The organism is Pseudomonas sp. XK-1, from assembly GCF_038069885.1.
Taxonomy (GTDB): domain Bacteria; phylum Pseudomonadota; class Gammaproteobacteria; order Pseudomonadales; family Pseudomonadaceae; genus Aquipseudomonas.
In genome coordinates this window covers 1,126,756-1,146,249 of record NZ_JBBPES010000001.1, presented here as the reverse complement: position 1 = coordinate 1,146,249, position 19,494 = coordinate 1,126,756, and the positions used below count along the sequence as shown (strand labels likewise).

Here is a 19,494-nt window from a genome sequence, read left to right as displayed (position 1 = left end):
CCATTACGCGGGGCCAAAAAATGGTTCGCCAGCGCTCAAACTCAAGTCTTTTGCTGACACCGCCACGCTCCGCTAAGCTCGCCCTATCTGTTTCCCAAGAAGGATCGCCCCATGCTGCGCATTACCACCCTCGCCGCCGCTCTTGTACTTTCCGCCAACGCCTTCGCCCTGTCCCTCGCCGACCTGAGCCAGACCGACGCCAGCGGCGGCCTCAAGGACGCCCTGATCCAGGGCGCGCAGGTGGCGGTCCAGCAACTGGGTGCGCCCGGCGGTTTCAGCAACAACCCGGACGTGCGCATCGAACTACCCGGCAACCTCGGCAAGGCGGCGCGCACCATGAAGATGATGGGCATGGGTGCCCAGGTGACGCAGCTGGAAACCAGCATGAACCAGGCCGCCGAAGCGGCGGTGCCCCAGGCTCAGGCCCTGCTGGTGGAGTCGGTGAAGAAAATGACCGTACAGGACGCCAAGAGCATCCTCGCCGGCCCCGAAGACTCGGCCACCCAATACCTGAACAAGACCAGCCGCGAACAGCTCCGCGCCAAGTTCCTGCCCATCGTCCAGCAAACCACCGCCCAGGTCGGCCTGGCCCAGCAGTACAACGCCTTCGCCGGCCAGGCTGCAGCGTTCGGGGTGATCGACGCGAAAAGCGCGAATATCGAAAGCTATGTCACCGAACAGGCGCTGGACGGGTTGTTCGAAATGATCGCCAAGCAGGAAGCCAGCCTTCGCCAGAACCCGGCTGGTGCGGCGACCAGTTTGGCTAAGAAGGTGTTTGGGGCGCTGTAAGAAGGGTTGGATGGATGTGAAAAAGCCAGACACTGAGGTCTGGCTTTTTTGGCCCGACAGAAACCTGATTTATTAAAAAATAAATCTTTCCCTTTTCCGGCCAACTCAAACACCTAGATCAACGCGGCACATTTGAAGAGCAATGAAAAATGGAGCACATATGAGTAGATTTTTATCTATTTCAGGGGCCATTCTTACTGCGACATACGCCATTGCAGTGTGGCTTATGATCGGAGACAAACTCACCAGCATAAGCGATCTCGAACTAAATGAAATAGGCGACTTTCTTGCAGGAATATTTGGACCAATCGCAATTCTCTGGCTGGTTTTGGGATATTTCCAACAAGGTATTGAATTAAAACAAAACACCGCTGCTCTCGAGCTTCAGGCAAATGAACTGCGCTTGTCAGTAGAAAGCCAAAGGGAGCTAGTTTCTGTTGCCAGATCGCAGTTTGACCATGAGGTACAGACTGCAATGACAATTGAACAAAGAGCAACTGACTCTATTAAGCCAAGATTGCTTTACATGGGTGCAAAACATACACGAGATGGCTATACAGTTGAATACTACAACGCCGGAAGCGGCGCTATAAACATCAGCTTTAAATCAAGTGGAATAGATCATAAGTTGAGCCCCGATTTTTTCGACCGCATTGAGGCTGGAGGCCGCTACTCTATACTCATACAACAAGGCATAGGTTCTTTTATTATTCAGCCTTTTTTCATTACAGTGGAATATATAAGAAGCGACGGAATAAAAGAGAAACAGAAGTTCAACTACGACTTCGACCATACAAAATTAATTTCCGTTTAAACGAGCTCGTAGGATGGGTCGAGCACAGCGATACCCATCAATCCTCTAACGCCCGCCGCATATGCTTTGATTGTGAGTCACCCTTTCGCCCTTACGGCGAGTTACTTTCTCTTTGTTTGTGCAAAGAGAAAGTAACCAAAGAGAAAGCACACCCGGCATACGGGTCTGGCTGCGCCAGACTTCCCTCGCTCCGGCGCTGCTCCGAGGGTCGTCACGGTGGGCCATCCCTGGCCCATCGCTCCTCGTTTGGCATCCATGCCAAACGCCCCTCTCCACAGCACCTACGCTCGGCCTCCTGACGGGATTCGGGAACCGCGTTGTTTGGACGATTTGTGGAAGGCAGAGCGTAAAAGCCAAAGCAAAAGCATCGCGGGCAAGCCCGCTCCTACAGTTTGCTTTGCTTCTAGAACACTAATCTCGCAGACGACGCCAAACGCCCCATCAGGAGGCCGAGCGGAATCGTTGCGGAAGAGAGCGAGCCGCATGGATGCGGCGAGAGGCGTAAAGGGCCAGGGATGGCCCTTCATCGGTGGGCCGCATCCGGTCGGGCCCCTGAAGCAATGATGGAGCGAGGAAACGGAGCGAAGCGCAGTAACAGCCGAAGACTGGCCCGCAGGGTGAGCGCAGTGAATCAAGCCGACGAAGTCGGGCCGGATGCAAGGGGCAAGACCTTTTGCTTACTTTTGGCGGGGCCGGCCATCCGGGCGTTTGCCAAAAGTGACCCGCCGTAAGGGCGAAACGCAGCGCAGCGGAGTAACAGCCGAAGGCTGGCCCGCAGGGCGAGCACAGCGAGTCAACCGTTAGCCGAGGAACAGCACAAGCGGCGTAAGCAAACCGAATTCGGCGTTGGCGGCACCATCGCATCGCGGGTATGGCCCGCTCCTACAGGATTACGGAAGACCCGTAGGATGGGTTGAGCAGCGCGATACCCATGCGGTTGATTGCTTTATGGGTATCGCTGCGCTCCACCCATCCTACAAAGCCATATCGCGCCAGCACACTCGCAGGAAGCATCCAGGGCCAAACATCCGCCACACCAGGGCATCGCGTTCATGGGCCGCGCCTACCCGCCTCAACACCTAAAGCTCGTCTCCCCACCACTATCCGGGTCGGTGCAGGTCACGGTGGCGGTGCGGAAGTTCAGGTCGACGAACAGGTGGCAGCTGTGTGCCCCGGCGCGCCAGCCCATCGAGACGCTGGACATGTTCGACTGGTGCAGTTCGAACTCGCCGGCGAAGGCTGGGTGGGTGGAGCGCAGTTCCATCAGGCTAAGCAGGCGTTGCACCACCGGGGCCTGCAAGGCTTCCTCGGCTTCATCCAGCGAGTAGTGGTGGCGGTTGATTTCCCGCGCTTCGCCGGTTTCGTGCATCAGTTCGGTGTCGTTCTGGCCGGCCAGCAGGCCGACGTAGTAGACCTGCGGTATGCCGGGGGTGAAGAACTGGATCGCGCGGGCGGCGATATAGGCGTCTTCGTTGCCCTGCAAGGCATCGAAGAAGGTGCAGGTGAGCTGGTAGATCGCGCCGACGCTGTGCACGTTGGCCGCCGAGCGGCGCAGGATCGGGTCGGCGCTGCGCTCGGAGACATTCTGGATCAGCGCTTCGATATGCTCGCGCGGCAGAATCTCCTCCACATCGGGAATGCAGATGCCGTCGTGGGTGTCGAGCACGGTGATCTGGTTGTGCGGGCACATGCGCAGCCAGGACTTGAGGTACTGGCTGTTGGCGTCGAGCAGCGTGTACAGCAGCAGGGGCGGCAGAGCAAAGGCATAGGACCACATGCCGCGCGCGGAAATGGCGTACTGCCAGCTGGGGTGGTCGTGCACCTCGGGCAGCAGCTCTATGCCGCTGGCCGCCGCGGTGGTCTTGAACCAGTCGAGGATATGCCACACCTGTGGCTCCACCAGAAAGCAGCTGGTGCCGATTTTCTTGGTGGTGTAGCCAAAGGCATCCAGGCGCAGCAGCTTGACCCCGCGCTCGGCGAGATAGGCGATGGTGTTGGCCATCATCTGGTAGGTCAGCGGCGAGTCGAAGTTGAGGTCGATCTGCCGTTCGGTGAAGGTGCACCAGACCCGCCCGCTGCTGCCGTCGGCAAAGGTGATGTCGCGGAACGGTTCCTTTTCCTTGCGGATATGGATCTTGGCCAGATCGTCCGGGCCGATTTCGCCCAGGCTGTCGACGTCGACAAACAGCTCGGCCCAGGCCGAGGCCTTGCCCTTTTGCAGGTAGTCCTGAAACTCCAGCGAATCGTCAGCCAGGTGATTGAGTACCAGATCCAGGCAGACATCGTAGTTCGCACTCAGGCGTTCGATATCGGCCCAGTCGCCGAAGGCCGGGTCGATGCGCTTGTGGGTCAGCGGCGAGAAACCACTGTCGGCATTCGACGGGAAAGGCGGCAATACATGCACCCCGCCGACAGCGCGGCCGAGCTTGTGTTCGACAAAATCAGCCAGATCGGCCAGCCCCGAGCCGATGCGGTTGGGATAGGCGATCAAATGGACGGTATTGTTCAGCGGCATGTGCAGCCTCCCTGAATTCATGGATTTCAGCTGCCTGCGGCACCCGGCAGCTCAGGACAGCCGGCGCGCAAATCAGGCCTGCAACACCACGGTTCAACGTGCAAAAGAACCTGCCCACCGACAACTGTCCGCCACAACCCTAACAGCTTGAAGCCGACAGATGGGGCGACAGCATCCGCCGCTATCGGTTCGATGACAGCCCGAAAGGCACCCATATCGCGGCTGCAGGTTGCGCACGGGCGCGGCGTTTGAACGCGGGGTGGCCTCTCCCGTAGGGTGCGCCGTGCGCACCGAGAAGCCACGGTTTAGGCGGGTGAGCATAGGGGGATGGTGAAACGGCAAAAGCTTCGCGGGCATGGAACCAGGGGTCCCCCCGCGTCTACAAATACAGGACAAACTTGCATAAAAAAACCAGTCCCTGAGGTCTGGTTTTTTTATGCATCAAGCGTCTGTTAGCCCGGCTGACGCTCCGTTTCCTTGACCCGGAACCAGGCGGCATAGAGTGCCGGCAGGAACAGCAGGGTCAGCGCCGTGGCGACGATCAGGCCGCCCATGATGGCCACCGCCATCGGCCCGAAGAACACGCTGCGCGACAGCGGGATCATCGCCAGCACCGCCGCCAGGGCGGTCAGCACGATGGGCCGGAAGCGCCGCACTGTGGCTTCGATAATCGCGTGCCAGCGGTCCATGCCGGCGGCGATATCCTGTTCGATCTGATCGACCAGGATCACCGAGTTGCGCATGATCATCCCCGACAGGGCGATGGTGCCGAGCATGGCGACGAAGCCGAAGGGCTGGCGGAAGATCAGCAGGAACAGGGTCACACCGATCAGCCCCAGGGGCGCGGTGAGAAACACCATGGCCGAGCGCGAGAAGCTTTTCAGCTGCAGCATCAGCAGAGTCAGCACTACCACGATAAACAGCGGGATACCGGCGTTGACCGACTTCTGCCCGCGACTGGAGTCCTCCACGCTGCCGCCGACTTCCAGCTGATAGCCGTCCGGCAGCACCTCGCGGATCGGCTCCAGGGTCGGCAGTATCTGCTTGACCAGGCTGGCCGGCTGTTCCTTGCCGTACACATCGGCGCGCACGGTGACCGTGGGCAGGCGGTTGCGGTGCCAGATCACGCCTTCCTCGAAGCCGTACTCCAGGGTGGCGATCTGCGCCAGCGGCACGCTCTTGCCACTGTCGGTGGGCACCGCCAGGCTCGGTAGCAGGCCCAGTTCCTGGCGCTCGCTCAAGGTGCCGCGCAAGAGGATCTCGATCAGCTCGTTGCCTTCGCGGTAATGGCTGACTGGCGAGCCGGTCAGCGAGCTCTGCAGAAAGCGCGACAGATCGGCGGTGCTGACGCCCAGGGCGCGGGCGCGCTCCTGGTCGATATTCAGGCGCACCACCTTGCTCGGCTCTTCCCAGTCCAGGTGTACGTTGGTCACATGGGGGTTGTCGCGCACCTTGGCGGCGACCTGGCGGCCCAGGGCGCGCACTTCATCGATATGCTCGCCGGAGACGCGAAACTGCACCGGGTAACCCACGGGCGGGCCGTTTTCCAGGCGCGAGACACGGGTGCGCAGGGTCGGGAACTCGTCATGCAGCAGGCCGATCAGCCACAGGCGGATCTTCTCACGCTCCTCGATGCTTTTGGCCAACACCACGAACTGCGCCACGCTGGCGGCCGGCAGTTGCTGGTCGAGCGGCAGATAGAAGCGCGGCGAACCGGTGCCGACATAGGCGACGAAGTTGTCGATGCCTTCGTGGTCGCGGAGCAGCTGCTCCAGGCGCTTGGCCTGTGCTTCGGTGGCAGCCAGGGAGGCCCCCTCCTCCAGCTTCAGGTCGACCATCAGCTCCAGGCGGCCGGATGCCGGGAAGAACTGCTGGGGCACGAAGCGGAACAGCAGGATCGAGGCGACGAACAGGCCGATGGTCAGCAGGATCACCGTCTTGCGCCGGCGCACGCACCACTCCACCATCCCGCGTACGCGCTTATAGAACGGCGTCGAATAGGGATCACGGCCCTCGGCGCTGCCGCCATGCTTGGCCGCGTGCAGCTTGGCCAGGTCTGGTAGCAGCTTGGCCCCCAGATAAGGTACGAAGACCACCGCGGCGATCCACGACACCAGCAGGGCGATAGTCACCACCTGGAAGATCGAACGGGTGTATTCGCCGGTACCGGACATCGCCGTGGCGATCGGCAGAAAACCGGCGGCGGTGATCAGGGTGCCGGTGAGCATGGGGAAGGCGGTACTGGTCCAGGCGTAACTGGCCGCCTTGATGCGGTCGTAGCCCTGCTCCATTTTGATCGCCATCATTTCCACGGCAATGATCGCGTCGTCCACCATCAGGCCCAGGGCCAGTACCAGCGCGCCGAGGGAGATCTTGTGCAGGCCGATGCCGAGGTAATACATGCTGGCGAAGGTCATGGCCAGCACCAGGGGAATCGACAGCGCCACCACCAGGCCGGTGCGCAGGCCAAGGGAGAAGAAGCTCACCAGCAGGACGATGATCACCGCCTCGGCCAGCACGCGGACGAACTCGCCCACACCGGTTTTCACCGCCGCCGGCTGGTCGGAGACCTTGCGCAGCTGCATGCCGGCCGGCAGGGTTTCCTGCAGACGGGAGAACTCGCCTTCCAGCGCATCGCCCAGCACCAGGATATCGCCGCCGGCCTTCATCGATACCGCCAGGCCGATGGCGTCTTCGCCCATAAAGCGCATGCGCGGCGCGGGTGGATCGTTGAAGCCGCGCTTGACCTCGGCCACATCGGCGATGCGGAAGGTGCGCTCGGCCACACGAATGGGGAAGTTGCGGATTTCATCAACCGACTCGAAACGCCCGGTGACGCGCAGTTGCACGCGGTCGCTGGTGGTTTCGAAGAAGCCGGCAGCGGCCACCGCGTTCTGTTCTTCCAGCGCCTGCTGCACTGCAGCCAGGGGCAGGCCGAGGGTGGCCAGCTTGGTGTTGGACAGCTCGATCCAGACCTTTTCATCCTGCAGGCCGAGCAGGTCGACCTTGCCCACGTCCTTGACCCGCTGCAGCTGCAGCTGGATGCGGTCGGCGTAGTCCTTGAGCACGGCATAGTCGAAGCCATCGCCGGTCAGGGCGTAGATATTGCCGAAGGTGGTGCCGAATTCGTCGTTGAAGAACGGCCCCTGAACGCCCTGGGGCAAGGTGTGGCGAATGTCGCTGACCTTCTTGCGCACCTGGTAGAACAGATCGGGAATGTCCTTGGAGCGCATCGAGTCGCGGGCGATAAAGGTCACCTGGGACACGCCGGGGCGAGAGAAGGAGACGATCCTGTCGTAGTCGCCGGTCTCCATCAGCTTCTTTTCGATGCGCTCGGTGACCTGCCGCGCCACTTCCTCGGCGCTCGCCCCAGGCCAGTTGGTCTGCACCACCATGGCCTTGAAGGTAAAGGGCGGGTCTTCGCTCTGGCCCAGCTTGGTGTAGGAAATACCGCCGACCACGGCCAGCAACAGCATGATATAGAGCACGATCTGGCGGTTGCGCAGGGCCCAGGCGGAGAGGTTGAAATCCATCGGGATTACTCCTCGGCCATCAGCTGAACGGTGCGGTTATCCCGATTCACCGGGCGCACCTGCTGGCCTTCGCGCAGCACCTGTACGCCGGCGGCCACCACCCAGTCGCTGGCCTTCAGGCCTTCGAGCACCGGCACGGTTTTCTCGCCATAGGGGCCGATCTGCACATTGGTACGCCTAAGGGTGGAGGTCTTCGGATCGACCACCCAGACATAGGGCTGGCCCTTCTCGGCGGTCAGCGCCGACAACGGCACCGCCAGCGGCACTTCGCCGTTATGGGCAATAAACACCCGGGCGCTCTGGCCCAGCTCGGCCGGCACCTTGCCTTCGACGAAGGCAACGCGGGCGGCGAAGGTACGCGACTGCGGATCGGCCGACGGCGATATCTCGCGAATGCGCCCGGAGAAACGCTGATCCGGCTGCGACCACAGCTCGACGGCCACGTCCTGGCCAACCTTGAAGCGTTCGAAGGCCTGTTCCGGCAGGCTGATCAGCACTTCGCGCTCGCCGTCGGCGGCCAGGGTGAACACGGTTTGCCCGGCGGCCACCACCTGCCCTACCTCGACCATGCGCCGCGCTACCACGCCATCCTCGGAGGCGCGCAGCACGGCGTAGCCGGCCTGGTTGTTGGCCACGTTGAATTCGGCTTTCACTTGTTTGACCCGCGCCTCGCCAGCGCGATAGGTGTTCTCGGCATTGTCGTACTGCGAACGGCTGACCAGATTGCGCCCCAGCAGGGTCTTGTAGCGGTCGCGCTCGGCGCGTACCAGCTGCAGATTGGCTTCGGCGGCGGCGACCTGGGCACGCATGGCCTCAAGCTGCAGGCGCACGTCCTGGGGGTCAAGCTCGGCCAGGGGCTGGTCCTTCTTCACCCGCTCCCCCACCTCGACCAGGCGCTTGCTCACCTTGCCGCCGATGCGAAAGGCCAGCTCCGGCTCCAGGCGCGCACGCACCTCACCGGGGTAGGCATCCATCAGATCGCCGGATAGCTGCGGCTGCACCACCATGGCAGGGCGCACGGCGACCTCGACCGGCTCGCCATTGCCGCAGGCGGCGAGCAATACAATTAGACTGGCAGGCAAGGCAACAGACAGGGCTTGGCGGAACATGATGACCAACCTTTCAGGAGGCTATGGAATATTTGTACTGACGGGTATAGTAAAAATAGCAAACTCACTAGTCCAGTATTAAAAACGACCAATGCCAAACAAAGTGTTGCCACCCAGCGGCCCCGGCCGCCCCAAAGATCTGGCCAAGCGCCAAGCCATTCTCGAAGCGGCGAAAACCCTGTTCCTGGGCAACGGCTACGACGGCAGCAGCATGGATGCGATTGCCGCTGAAGCCGGGGTTTCCAAGCTCACGGTGTACAGCCACTTCACCGACAAGGAGACCCTGTTCGCCGCCGCGGTGCAGTCCAAGTGCCAGGAGCAGTTGCCGGAGCTGCTGTTCGAGCTGAGCGACGACGCGCCGATCGAGCAGGTGCTGCTGAGCATCGGCCGCGGCTTCCATGTGCTGATCAACAGCTGTGAGTCGGTGGCGCTGCACCGCCTGATGGTCAGCCTGGCTGCGCAGGACTCAAAGCTGTCGAAGATGTTCTACGAAGCCGGCCCGCAGCGGGTGCTGCACGGCATGGCTGATCTGCTGCGCCAGGCCGACCAGGCCGGCAAGCTGCGCATAGCCGACCCGGTGAGCGCGGCGGATCAGTTTTTCTGCCTGATCAAGGGCGGGGCCAACTTCCGCCTGCTGATCGGCTGCGGCGAAGCCCAACAGGGCGAGGCCGCCGAGCAGCATGTGCGCGATGCGGTGGGGGTCTTTCTGCGTGCCTATCGCGCGGAATAGGCACGCTACGCGGTAGAACGGTTCAGGCCTGCTCGCTGGCGGCCTGCAGCTTCTTCTTCGGGTAGATGTCGTATCGACTGGATTTGCCCTCCAGGGCATAGCCCGGCTTGGCCCCGTCGATCAGCGGGGCCTTGCGCGGGCGCTTGACCACCACTCGATGGCTGGCCAGGTTCAGCGCCGCTTCGAGCAGGGCCGGCGCGTCCAGGTCGTCGCCGACAAAGGGTCGAAACAGGCGCATCTCCTTCTTCACCAGGGCGCTCTTGTCGCGATGGGGAAACATCGGGTCGAGGTAGATCACCTGAGGCGGCTCGCCCTGCCAGGCGCGCATCAGCTCGATGGCATTGCCCGTCAGCAGCCGCATCTGCGCGGCAATCGGCGCGACATCGCGATCCAGGGCGGCGCGGGCCAGACCGTCTTCGAGCAAGGCGGCGATCAGCGGCTGACGCTCGATCAGGGTCATGCGGCAACCCAGGCTGGCCAGCACGAAGGCATCGCGGCCCAAGCCAGCGGTGGCATCCAGCACAGTGGGACGCACCCCAGACTGCACCCCGACCGCCTTGGCGATCATCTGCCCACTGCCGCCACCAAACAGCCGGCGATGAGCCACCGCGCCTTCGACAAAATCCACCTTGACCGGTCCGGGTGCCTGGGGGCCCAGCTCGACCAGCTGCAAGCCGCCCTCGCCCAGCTGCAGGGCAAACTCGCTGTCGCCCTCCAGCGGCAAATCCAGGCGCGCCGCCCAGGTTGCGGCCGCAGCCTGCAGATGGGGGGCCAGGGCCTGCATACGAATTCTGGCTATTAGCCGCTCATCACTCATCAGAAAATGTGCTCAAAAATCACTCAATTGACTGCCAAAACAGCCGACAACCTGCCTGAGCGGCATTTTGCCAGACCCGGCAGCTTCCAGCCGCACCGAGTTCGCCATGTTCGATGTAATTTCCGCCCCGCGCAGCGTCGCCCCGTCGCCCGCCAGCACCGGCTCGATCGGTGAGACGCTGGATGAAGGCAAGCGCGCCTCGCTGGACTATCAGATCCTGCGGCGCACCCTGATGATCGATAAAGACGAGGCCCCTGCCGGCCCCGACAGCGCCGCCGCTGCGCCCAGCGAGCCCGCGGCAGTCAACACCCAGGTCAGCGACTTTCAGGAACTGGCCGCCCAAAGCCAGCTGGAACTCAACGTCAGCTTCAACCCCGAACCACAGCAGACCGACCCACTGGTGCTGGATATCGCCGGCAATGGTTTCAGCACCAGCGGCCTGAGCCGCTCGGTGCGCTTCGACCTGGATGCCGACGGCAAACTCGACCAGATCAGCGTACCCACCGGCGACGACGCCCTGCTCGCCCTGGATCGTAACGGCAATGGGCGGATCGACGATGGCCGCGAGCTGTTCGGCGACCAGCATGGCGCGGCCAACGGCTTTGCCGAACTGGGCAGGTACGACGACAACGGCGACGGCCGTATCGATGCCCAGGACGCCATCTTCGAGCGCCTCAGCCTGCTGCGCTTCGACGCCCGGGGCCGGCAATCGAGCCAGACGCTGAGCCAGGCCGGGGTCAGCGCCATTGAGCTGCAAGCGCGAGATGTGCAGATAGCCCTGGGGGCCTATGACGAGATCGCCCAGCTCGGCCGCTTCGAATTCGCCGACGGCCGCAGCGGCCAGGCCGCCGATCTGCTATTGGCGCAGCGTTAAGCGCGGCAGCCCGCAGGGACGCTTGCAGAACCTGTGTTCCGATCTCGCGAGCTAGAGCCATGCAAGGCAAAAATAGGCGAGGAAGCGGAGTGTACTTTTGTACATGAGCATTCCGAACCTGTTTTTAACGCCGCAGGGCCGACGCGCAGCAGATCCGAACCAGGTTCTCAGCGACACATCCGCCACATCCCCATATCCACATGAAAGTGATCGCGGTGGGCGGCGTTGTATTCCGGGCCGAGGGTGGTGTTGAAGCTTGTGCACGCCGCCTGCTGGACCTGGCGCAGAAACTGCGCATTTTCGCCCTGCTTGGGCCAGTCGTGCAGCACGCTGATGCGTCGGCCATCGGCCAGACGAAAACCGACGATATCCAGCGCATTGGCCGAGGCATGCTGGCTGCGCCGCTGGCTATCGGCGATGCTGCGGCAGGCGAAGCTGCCGACATGTTCGACCTGCACCACCGGCTGGCCGAACACCGCGTGGGCCGCAGGCTGCAGGCCGTGGCGCTCGAACAGGGCAAAGGCTGCGGCCAGCGGACAACTGGCCAGAAAGCTGCTGCTGAACTGCACACCAGAGGCCTGCACCCGCAGGGCATTTTCCAGCGGGCAGGCCGCCTCGGGGTTGCCATCGCGCTGCTGGGTGTAACGCATGGCCGAGGTGCTCAGGGCTTGCTGGCACAGCGCAGGGTTGTCCTGCAGCCGCCAGAGCTTGAAGCCGGTGAGCAGATTGGGCGTCTCGCGAATATCCAGCACCGCCCAGGGGTTCCAGCGCGGCGGCACATCCAGCACACCACGCCAGAGCGCCAGCAACAGGCCGGCCAGCACGACACAAAGAATCAGCAAGGCACGAAAGAAGGTCATGCCGCGCAGCCTATCAGAGCAGACCCAGTTGCTCGACCTCGGCCTCGCTGTGCAGCTCGGGCAACGCCGCCAAACCCGGCAGTCGGAGCATCAATTGCTGATGAAAGCGCTGTGCCAGCTGCGGAGCCAGACGGTTATCCGAGGTATGCAGAAACACGTAAGGCGTGCGGCCTTCTTCGATCCAGCCCGCCACCTTGTCCAGCCAGGGCGTCATAAAGGGATCATTGGCCAGCAACTCGGGATGGCCGATAAAACGCAGTTGCGGTGACGGGCTGAAGGCCGTCGGCCGCAGCGGCAGGCGCGGCTTCTTGGCTTGCGCATGGAGCACCGCCGGCGCGCTGGACGCGCAACTGAACAGGGCCCGCGAGTCCAGACAGATGCGCTCGATGCCGCGCTCGTGCAGCAGACGGTTGAGCGCTCGTTCTTCATCGCCCCTGGCGAAGAACCCCGGATGACGCACCTCGACGGCCAGCTCGCCAGCCATCCAGGGCTCGATAAACCCAGCCAGCTCAGCCAGTCGCGCGGGGCCGAAACTGGCCGGCAACTGCAGCCAGTAGGGCGCAACCCGCCGCCCCAGCGGAGCCAGCAACCGGCGAAAATCCTCGGCTGCGCTCAACTGCTCGCGCAGATCGCCGCCATGGCTGATCTCCCGCGGCAACTTCGCGCAGAAACGCAGATGCGCCGGCATGCGCTCGGCCCAGCGCGCCACGGTCTCGACTGAGGGCGGTGCATAGAAGGTGGTGTTGCCTTCCACGGCGTTGAACACCTGGCCGTAGCGCGCCAGGAAATCTGCCGGACGGCAGCTCTGGGGATACAGTGAACCGCGCCAGGCCGGCTCGCTCCATGACGGGCAGCCAAGGTAGTAGGGAAGCATCGGTTCTTGTGACCAGGGCAACAAAACGTCAGGCGTAGAGGTCGAGACCCATTACCTGCTGGGCATCCGCATCGACGGCGAAGCTGGCGGTGGAGCTGTAGCTAGCCAGGGCCTGGGCGGCGCGGTTGTTCAAGGGTGGCTGATAGAGCTGATCCTGAAGACGCGCCGGCAGGCTGTCGCTGCTGGCATTGCCGGCGTCGACCTTGCGCTCCTGGGGCGCCTGCTCCAGGCCCTGGCTGCTGGCAGGCGAAGCCGGTTGCTCACGACGTGCCTCTACCTCGCGCTGAGCTTCGCGAAAGGGCGTGACCGCAGAGCCCGCGCGGGCGCTGCGATCTGGCAGATATGAGGGGGTAAAACCGTCGATTCGCATCAGTTACTGCTCGGCTGTTCAGCCAACGATGGATACAGGTGATGGCAATTTAGCCTTGCAGGGGGCGCTTGGCAATCGGCCACTGCCGAGCCGGCTATACGTGCGACGGAAGGTGCCGCCGCCGGGCGAGCAAACTGACTCAGAGCGGTGCCTTGGGCGTCGCGACCTTGTCGCGCAGGTACACCGGCTGCGCCAGGTCCGCCGCCACGGCTTCGCCGCGCTGCCAGGCGAAATGCGCCAGGCTCAGCAGGTCTTCGGCATGGGGCAGCATGGCCGCGTCCTGCCCCACCACCGCCAGCGGAATCCGCGCGGCAAAGGTGCCCCAGCCAGTGCCCGCGCCAAACCACTCGCCACTGGCGTCGCGGGGCAGGCTGGCCTGCTCCGGCGGCAGCACGGCTTCGAGGCCCTGCAGGCGCATCTCGCCCTGCTCGGCGCGGTAACAACCCCAGTAGATTTCATCCATACGTGCATCGATGGCCGCCGCCACCTGCTGCGCGCCGTGCTCGCGCAGGCTGCGTTGGGCCAGCACGGCCAGGTTGGATATCGGCAGCACCGGACGCTCCAGGGCAAAAGCCAGCCCCTGCACTACGCCGATGGCGATACGCACGCCGGTAAAGGCCCCGGGGCCGCGACCAAAGGCAATGGCGTCGAGCGCCGACAGCGGCACCCCGGCATCGGCCAGCAGCTGCTTGATCATCGGCAACAGGCGCTGGGCATGCAGGCGCGGGATCACTTCGTAATGGCTGAGCACCTGACCGTTGTGCAGCAGGGCAACGGAGCAGGCTTCGGTGGCGGTATCCAGGGCCAGGAGAGTGGTCATTGCATTCGGACAGGTGACGAAATGGACCGGCATTAGAACGGCTTGAGGCTTTTTTTTCCAGCGCAATCACTGACACGCTCACGGGCCCCCGGGCAGCTGGCGCGTACTGGGCCCGAACAGACCCGGTGCGCACTCAGCCAACAGCGGCTTACCAGGCCTCGATCACGGTCTCGGCTTCCCAGGCTTTCAGAGGGGCCTTGGACCAGGTGCCGTAGCCCGCATTGGGGAAGACGATCCACTCGGTACCCCATTTGTCCGCTTCGCCGGCCACGGTGGCGCGCTGATCGGCCAGCGGCGTCTTGCGGAAACGCCCATCGAAGTCGTGCAGCGTATCGCCCAGCAACAGCACGATCTGATGATCGGCGCTGACGATGGCGCGCCGCTCGACCTTGGGTGGGCCCAGCAGCAGCACGCTTTCTTCAGATATCTGCGGCAGGCCGAGCTTGCTCAGGGTGGCCAGGGTGTGTGGCTTCTGCTCGTCGGCACGGTCCGAGATATAGCGAATGGTCACCCCGAGCTTGTTGGCGTGCTCAAGGAATTTCTTCGCTCCGGGAATCAGCACCGGGGTGCCGTCGCGCTCCCAGGGCAGCCAGGTGTCCCAGGCGTCATAGGTGTGACAGTTGGCCAGGTCTCGCGCCAACAGGGCGCTGTTATCGATAACGGTTTCATCCAGGTCGGTGACGATGGCCAGCTTCGACGGATCTTTCGCGGCGGCCACTGCCGCATCCAGCTTCAGCGTCGCGATGTTGTAGGCCTGCAACTGCAGGGCCTGAACTTCCGCCGATTGCTGCTGGAAACGCAGGCCCATGGTGAACTCGGCGACAGTGCAGTCGGTCTTGGGCTTCGCCTGGATATCAGCGAAGGCCGCAGAACTCCCCGCCAGCGCTAGGGCCAGGCCCAGCCAGATAGCACTCTTTGCTGTTTTCTCGGTCATTGAACGCTCTCCCTTTCTTGGTATGGGCTAACAGACCGTTGAAAAACTACCTGCGTTGGCAATACTGCGTTAAAACCGGCCTCGGAATGCTCATTTACAGCCAGTAAACTCCGCGTCCTCGGCCGTTTTTACCTTGTCTTTCCTGCCTCGCCTACGTTTTTCAACGGCCTGCTAAGACCTAAAAAGTCTAAAACCATCTTCCGCCTGGTATAGACCAGAACCGATGCTAGCTTAGGCGAGCAAGGTTACTGTTCCATGAACGACGTTCAGCGAGTCCAGCGCGCCAACCGCAGAAACGACAACGGCCCGCAAAAGCGGGCCGTTGGCTGACTGCAACAAGGCTTAGCTAAGAGCTGCAAGCACCTTGGCGGTGATCTCGTCGACCGAACCCACGCCGGCAATGGCGCTGTACTTCGGCGTGCCGTCAGCAGCAGCGAGCTTCTGGTAGAAATCCACCAGCGGCTTGGTCTGCGAGTGATAGACCGACAGGCGATGACGTACGGTTTCTTCCTTGTCGTCTTCGCGCTGGATCAGCTCGTCACCTGTTTCGTCGTCCTTACCGGCAACTTTCGGCGGATTATGTTCGGTGTGGTAGACGCGACCCGAGGCCGGATGCACGCGACGGCCAGCGATACGACCGACGATTTCTTCGTCATCAACGGCGATTTCCACCACGTGGTCGATAACCACGCCCGCTTCCTTAAGGGCTTCGGCCTGGGGAATGGTGCGCGGGAAGCCGTCGAAGAGGAAACCATTGACACAGTCGGCCTGGGTGATGCGTTCCTTGACCAGGTTGATGATCAGATCGTCGGAAACCAGACCGCCGCTGTCCATCACGCTCTTGGCTTTCAGGCCCAGTTCGGTACCGGCCTTGACGGCAGCACGCAGCATGTCGCCGGTGGAGATTTGCGGAATACCAAATTTCTTGGTGATGAAACCAGCTTGGGTACCCTTACCGGCACCTGGCGCCCCCAGCAAAATCACGCGCATTGATGTGCTCCTCAAGATTCAAAGAAAAATCGTCGGACTCGCCTCGTGGGGCCAATCTCAGAATGGTTCGGGCAAGTGGTCCCGCAGGGGCGGCCAGATTGCCAAAGGCCGATCAAGATACACAGCGCACCCCCAGCGCACAAGCCACCGAAAGTCGGATAGAACTACGACCAAGGCAGCGTCGGATCGCGCCTTGGACCGGGGCCTGCGCGTATTCGCCAGCAGGCCCCAAGCCCTCAACTGCAGGCCTTAACCGGTATTGCGCAAACCCGCGGCAATACCCGCCACACTGACCAGCAGAGCCTGTTCCAGAGGGCTGTCGGCCTGGTTATCGCGCTGCCTGGCGCGGGCCAGCAGCTCGGCCTGAAGCAGGTGCAGGGGGTCCAGATAGGTGTTGCGCACGCTGATCGACTCCAGGGTCTCGGGACTGTGCCCGAGCAACTGCGACTGCCCGGTCAGCCCCAGTACCGCGGCCACCGCCTGCGACAATAAGCCGCGTAAATGCTCGCCCAGAGGCTGCAATTGCGGCTCGACCAGACGCTCGTCATAGAGCCGGGCGATGGCCTCGTCGGCCTTGGCCAGGACCATTTCCAGCATATCGATACGGGTGCGGAAGAACGGCCAGTGCTCGCGCATCTGCGCCAGCAACTCGCCTTCACCGCGCCTCATGGCATTGCCCAGGGCGTATTCCCAGCCCAGCCAGGCCGGCAGCATCAGGCGGGTCTGGGTCCAGGCGAAGATCCAGGGAATCGCGCGCAGGCTCTCCACTCCGCCCTCGCGGCGCTTGGCCGGGCGACTGCCCAGGGGCAGGCGGCCGAGCTCCTGTTCCGGGGTGGCCTGGCGGAAATACTCGACGAATTGCGGATGCTCGCGCACCACGCTGCGGTATGCACTGACGCCATCGGCGGCCAGTTTGTCCATCAGCTCGCGCCAGGCCGGCTCGGGGCTGGGGGGCGGCAACAGGGTGGCTTCCAGTACGGCGGCCAGATAGAGGTTGAGGTTCTGCTCGGCAATATCCGGCAGGCCGAACTTGAAGCGGATCATCTCGCCCTGCTCGGTGGTGCGGAAGCGCCCCGCCACCGAGCCCGGTGGCTGCGAGAGGATGGCCGCATGGGCCGGGCCGCCGCCGCGACCGACGGTACCGCCGCGGCCGTGGAACAGCAGCAGCTCGACCTGGTTATCGCGACACACCTGAACCAGAGTTTCCTGAGCGCGGTACTGGGCCCAGGCCGCGGCGGTAGTGCCGGCATCCTTGGCCGAGTCGGAATAGCCGATCATCACCTCCTGCGGGCCATGCAAACGCGCGCGGTAGCCATGCAGGCCAAGCAGGCGGCTGATCACCGGGCCGGCGTTATCCAGGTCGGCGAGGGTCTCGAACAGTGGCACCACGCGGATCGGCCGCTGCAAGCCGGCTTCCTTGAGCAGCAGCTGCACCGCCAGCACATCGGAAGCCGCGCCGGCCATGGAGATCACATAGGAACCCAGTGACGCCGCCGGGGCGTTGGCCACCTCGCGGCAGGTGGCCAGCACCTCTTCGGTTTCGCCGCTGGGCTTGAAGTGCCCGGGCAGCAGCGGCCGGCGGTTTTCCAGCTCGGCCAGGAGGAAGGCCACGCGGGCCTCTTCGTCCCATTCGGCATAACGGCCCAGGCCCAGGTATTCGGTGATTTCGCTCATGGCCGCGGCATGTCGGCTGGAATCCTGACGTACATCCAGACGCAGCAGGAACAGGCCGAAGGTGGCGGCGCGGCGCAGGCAGTCGAGCAGCGGGCCGTCGGCGATCACGCCCATGCCGCATGCATGCAGCGACTGGTAGCAGAGGGTCAGGGGGGCGAGCAGCTCGCGGTTGTCCTGCAAGACCGCCGCAGGAGCCTCCAGGCGCTCGGTCAGGGCCGCCTGGGCCCAGCTACGGGTCGCGCGCAGGCGCTCGCGCAACTGCTTGAGCAGGCTGCGATAGGGTTCGGCGCTGGCCCCGACCCGCGCCAGCAGCTCAGGGCTGGCCTGCTGCATGGACAGCGAGGAGGCCAGTTGGTCGATATCGCGCAGGTACAGGTCGGCGGCCATCCAGCGCGCCAGCAGCAACACTTCGCGGGTTACCGCGGCGGTGACATTGGGGTTGCCGTCACGGTCGCCGCCCATCCAGGAGGCGAAGCGGATCGGCGCGGCATCCAGCGGCAAATGGAAGCCGGTGGCCGCATGCAGGGCCTGGTCGGCCTTGCGCATCACGTTCGGCAGGGCTTGCCAGAGCGAATGCTCGATCACCGCAAAGCCCCACTTGGCCTCATCCACCGGACTGGGTCGGCTGCGGCGGATTTCCTCGGTATGCCAGGCCTCGGCAATCAGCCGGTGCAGGCGCTGCCGGACCGCCTCGCGCTCGGCCAGGGACAGGTCGCTGTGATCGCCGGCCGCCAGTTCTTCGGCAATGGCGTCGTACTTCTGAATCAGGGTACGCCGCGCCACCTCGGTGGGGTGGGCGGTCAGCACCAGTTCGATATCCAGACGGCCAAACTGCCGGGCCAGGGCCTCGCCGCCCTGACCATTGGCCAGCAGACGTTGCAGCAGCTCGGCCAGCACGCTGGCCTCGAACGGTTCCGCCTCGTCGGGGCCACGACGGCGCACCCGGTGGTACTGCTCGGCGATATTGGCCAGATTGAGAAACTGGTTGAAGGCGCGGGCCACCGGCAGCAACTCGTCATCGTCGAGCTGATTGAGGGTCGCACTGAGCTGTTCGGCCCCGGCCGCCGAGCCACGTCGTGCGCCCTTGGCCCCCTTGCGGATGCGCTCGATCTTGTCGAGAAAGGCTGCGCCACGCTGACTGCGGATGGTGTCACCCAAGAGTTCGCCGAGCTGATGCACGTCTTCACGCAAACGCGCGTCGATTTCTGCCATGACTGCTGCCTCCATTGATCCCAGGCCCCAAGAGTGCCCAGCGCGGCAACTTCTTACAAGGGCGCGACTCCAACTGCATGTAGGCTTAACGGCGGTCTAGGCTTTGCGTATGCACACTTCGATCGCCCCTAACGGCCTTTTACAAAAGGGCCAAGGACTATCCAGCATGAAGATTCGCGAACTCGTAAGTACCTGGGAAGAACAGGCCAAAGGCCGTCTGACACCGACGACCTACCATATCCATCTCGACCTGGAGTCGGCGGCGCGCATTGCCGCCCTCTGCGAGATGTACCCCAAACGCAGCCCGCAGGAACTGCTTGGCGAACTGATAGGCGCGGCCCTGGAAGAACTGGAAGCCAGCATGCCCTATGTGCAGGGCAACCAGGTGGTGGCCACCGACGAGCAAGGCGACCCGCTCTACGAAGACATCGGCCCGACCCCGCGCTTTCTCACCCTGGCGCGCAAATACCTGCACGAGCTCAACGACCAGTCAGACAGCAGCAGCCACTGAAGGGCCGCCAAGGTCATGCCGGGCGGGGACAACCCGCCACAATTGCTGCGGTCTGGCGTTAACGCCGG

At 63.3% G+C, this 19,494-nt stretch carries 16 protein-coding genes; 5 read left to right on the top strand and 11 right to left on the bottom strand.

Annotated elements, in window-relative coordinates; translation table 11 throughout:
- Positions 1-111 precede the first annotated feature (111 nt).
- Entirely contained in the window at positions 112-789 is a 678-nt protein-coding gene (locus WMW70_RS05105; RefSeq protein WP_341436402.1) for a DUF4197 domain-containing protein, read from the top strand.
- Between the two features lie 160 nt (positions 790-949).
- Positions 950-1,603 (top strand): hypothetical protein, encoded by a 654-nt coding sequence (locus tag WMW70_RS05100; RefSeq protein WP_341436401.1) that lies wholly within the window; start codon positions 950-952, stop codon positions 1,601-1,603.
- A gap of 1,072 nt (positions 1,604-2,675) precedes the next feature.
- Here WMW70_RS05100 and gtfA read toward each other — a convergent pair.
- The 3 genes from gtfA to WMW70_RS05085 all read right to left on the bottom strand — a co-directional run bounded on the left by gtfA (position 2,676) and on the right by WMW70_RS05085 (position 8,760).
- Entirely contained in the window at positions 2,676-4,118 is a 1,443-nt protein-coding gene (gtfA, locus tag WMW70_RS05095; protein WP_341436400.1) for a sucrose phosphorylase, read from the bottom strand.
- A gap of 452 nt (positions 4,119-4,570) precedes the next feature.
- Positions 4,571-7,651: an efflux RND transporter permease subunit gene (locus WMW70_RS05090; protein ID WP_341436399.1), complete on the bottom strand. Its 3,081-nt coding sequence runs from the start codon at positions 7,649-7,651 to the stop codon at positions 4,571-4,573.
- 5 nt (positions 7,652-7,656) lie between these two features.
- Complete coding sequence (locus WMW70_RS05085) at positions 7,657-8,760, bottom strand: efflux RND transporter periplasmic adaptor subunit (protein WP_341436398.1); 1,104 nt, start codon at positions 8,758-8,760, stop codon at positions 7,657-7,659.
- 91 nt (positions 8,761-8,851) lie between these two features.
- Between WMW70_RS05085 and WMW70_RS05080 the strand changes: the two genes are divergently transcribed.
- The gene (locus WMW70_RS05080; protein WP_341436397.1) at positions 8,852-9,490 is read left to right on the top strand and encodes a TetR/AcrR family transcriptional regulator; all 639 of its coding nucleotides are present in this window, start codon (positions 8,852-8,854) and stop codon (positions 9,488-9,490) included.
- A 22-nt stretch (positions 9,491-9,512) separates the two neighbouring features.
- On the opposite strand, the gene WMW70_RS05075 is transcribed toward WMW70_RS05080, so the two are convergent.
- Positions 9,513-10,307, bottom strand: coding sequence for a class I SAM-dependent methyltransferase (locus WMW70_RS05075; RefSeq protein ID WP_341436396.1), 795 nt, complete (start codon positions 10,305-10,307; stop codon positions 9,513-9,515).
- Positions 10,308-10,413: 106 nt separating this feature from the next.
- Here WMW70_RS05075 and WMW70_RS05070 point away from each other — a divergent pair, with 106 nt between their 5' ends.
- Complete coding sequence (locus WMW70_RS05070) at positions 10,414-11,181, top strand: hypothetical protein (protein WP_341436395.1); 768 nt, start codon at positions 10,414-10,416, stop codon at positions 11,179-11,181.
- Between the two features lie 167 nt (positions 11,182-11,348).
- Here WMW70_RS05070 and WMW70_RS05065 read toward each other — a convergent pair whose 3' ends face one another.
- From WMW70_RS05065 to ppc, 7 genes are all read right to left on the bottom strand, one after another.
- Positions 11,349-12,041, bottom strand: coding sequence for an extensin-like domain-containing protein (locus tag WMW70_RS05065; RefSeq protein ID WP_341436394.1), 693 nt, complete (start codon positions 12,039-12,041; stop codon positions 11,349-11,351).
- A gap of 13 nt (positions 12,042-12,054) precedes the next feature.
- Positions 12,055-12,915 (bottom strand): DUF72 domain-containing protein, encoded by an 861-nt coding sequence (locus WMW70_RS05060; RefSeq protein WP_341436393.1) that lies wholly within the window; start codon positions 12,913-12,915, stop codon positions 12,055-12,057.
- 28 nt (positions 12,916-12,943) lie between these two features.
- Positions 12,944-13,285 carry a hypothetical protein gene (locus WMW70_RS05055; protein ID WP_341436392.1) on the bottom strand — a complete coding sequence of 114 codons (342 nt, stop codon included), beginning with the start codon at positions 13,283-13,285 and terminating at the stop codon, positions 12,944-12,946.
- Between the two features lie 139 nt (positions 13,286-13,424).
- A complete protein-coding gene (gene tsaB / locus WMW70_RS05050) occupies positions 13,425-14,105 on the bottom strand; it encodes a tRNA (adenosine(37)-N6)-threonylcarbamoyltransferase complex dimerization subunit type 1 TsaB (protein WP_341436391.1) in 681 nt (226 codons plus the stop codon).
- Between the two features lie 148 nt (positions 14,106-14,253).
- Positions 14,254-15,039 carry a 5'-nucleotidase, lipoprotein e(P4) family gene (locus WMW70_RS05045; RefSeq protein ID WP_341436390.1) on the bottom strand — a complete coding sequence of 262 codons (786 nt, stop codon included), beginning with the start codon at positions 15,037-15,039 and terminating at the stop codon, positions 14,254-14,256.
- A 342-nt stretch (positions 15,040-15,381) separates the two neighbouring features.
- Positions 15,382-16,029 (bottom strand): adenylate kinase, encoded by a 648-nt coding sequence (gene adk / locus WMW70_RS05040; protein ID WP_341436389.1) that lies wholly within the window; start codon positions 16,027-16,029, stop codon positions 15,382-15,384.
- Between the two features lie 249 nt (positions 16,030-16,278).
- On the bottom strand, positions 16,279-18,915 hold the full coding sequence (gene ppc / locus WMW70_RS05035) for a phosphoenolpyruvate carboxylase (protein ID WP_341436388.1): 2,637 nt from the start codon (positions 18,913-18,915) through the stop codon (positions 16,279-16,281).
- 166 nt (positions 18,916-19,081) lie between these two features.
- Between ppc and WMW70_RS05030 the strand changes: the two genes are divergently transcribed.
- Positions 19,082-19,426 (top strand): pilin assembly protein, encoded by a 345-nt coding sequence (locus tag WMW70_RS05030; protein WP_341436387.1) that lies wholly within the window; start codon positions 19,082-19,084, stop codon positions 19,424-19,426.
- The last annotated feature ends 68 nt before the right edge of the window (positions 19,427-19,494 follow it).

What these genes read in the sequence shown, in the direction of transcription:
- WMW70_RS05030 (WP_341436387.1), top strand. Translation starts at nt 19,082, where the DNA reads ATGAAGATTCGCGAACTCGTAAGTACCTGGGAAGAACAGGCCAAAGGC.
- WMW70_RS05045 (WP_341436390.1), bottom strand. Translation starts at nt 15,039, where the DNA reads ATGACCGAGAAAACAGCAAAGAGTGCTATCTGGCTGGGCCTGGCCCTA.
- ppc (WP_341436388.1), bottom strand. Translation starts at nt 18,915, where the DNA reads ATGGCAGAAATCGACGCGCGTTTGCGTGAAGACGTGCATCAGCTCGGC.
- tsaB (WP_341436391.1), bottom strand. Translation starts at nt 14,105, where the DNA reads ATGACCACTCTCCTGGCCCTGGATACCGCCACCGAAGCCTGCTCCGTT.
- WMW70_RS05065 (WP_341436394.1), bottom strand. Translation starts at nt 12,041, where the DNA reads ATGACCTTCTTTCGTGCCTTGCTGATTCTTTGTGTCGTGCTGGCCGGC.
- WMW70_RS05080 (WP_341436397.1), top strand. Translation starts at nt 8,852, where the DNA reads ATGCCAAACAAAGTGTTGCCACCCAGCGGCCCCGGCCGCCCCAAAGAT.
- WMW70_RS05100 (WP_341436401.1), top strand. Translation starts at nt 950, where the DNA reads ATGAGTAGATTTTTATCTATTTCAGGGGCCATTCTTACTGCGACATAC.
- adk (WP_341436389.1), bottom strand. Translation starts at nt 16,029, where the DNA reads ATGCGCGTGATTTTGCTGGGGGCGCCAGGTGCCGGTAAGGGTACCCAA.
- WMW70_RS05070 (WP_341436395.1), top strand. Translation starts at nt 10,414, where the DNA reads ATGTTCGATGTAATTTCCGCCCCGCGCAGCGTCGCCCCGTCGCCCGCC.
- WMW70_RS05085 (WP_341436398.1), bottom strand. Translation starts at nt 8,760, where the DNA reads ATGTTCCGCCAAGCCCTGTCTGTTGCCTTGCCTGCCAGTCTAATTGTA.
- WMW70_RS05090 (WP_341436399.1), bottom strand. Translation starts at nt 7,651, where the DNA reads ATGGATTTCAACCTCTCCGCCTGGGCCCTGCGCAACCGCCAGATCGTG.
- WMW70_RS05105 (WP_341436402.1), top strand. Translation starts at nt 112, where the DNA reads ATGCTGCGCATTACCACCCTCGCCGCCGCTCTTGTACTTTCCGCCAAC.
- gtfA (WP_341436400.1), bottom strand. Translation starts at nt 4,118, where the DNA reads ATGCCGCTGAACAATACCGTCCATTTGATCGCCTATCCCAACCGCATC.
- WMW70_RS05060 (WP_341436393.1), bottom strand. Translation starts at nt 12,915, where the DNA reads ATGCTTCCCTACTACCTTGGCTGCCCGTCATGGAGCGAGCCGGCCTGG.
- WMW70_RS05075 (WP_341436396.1), bottom strand. Translation starts at nt 10,307, where the DNA reads ATGAGTGATGAGCGGCTAATAGCCAGAATTCGTATGCAGGCCCTGGCC.
- WMW70_RS05055 (WP_341436392.1), bottom strand. Translation starts at nt 13,285, where the DNA reads ATGCGAATCGACGGTTTTACCCCCTCATATCTGCCAGATCGCAGCGCC.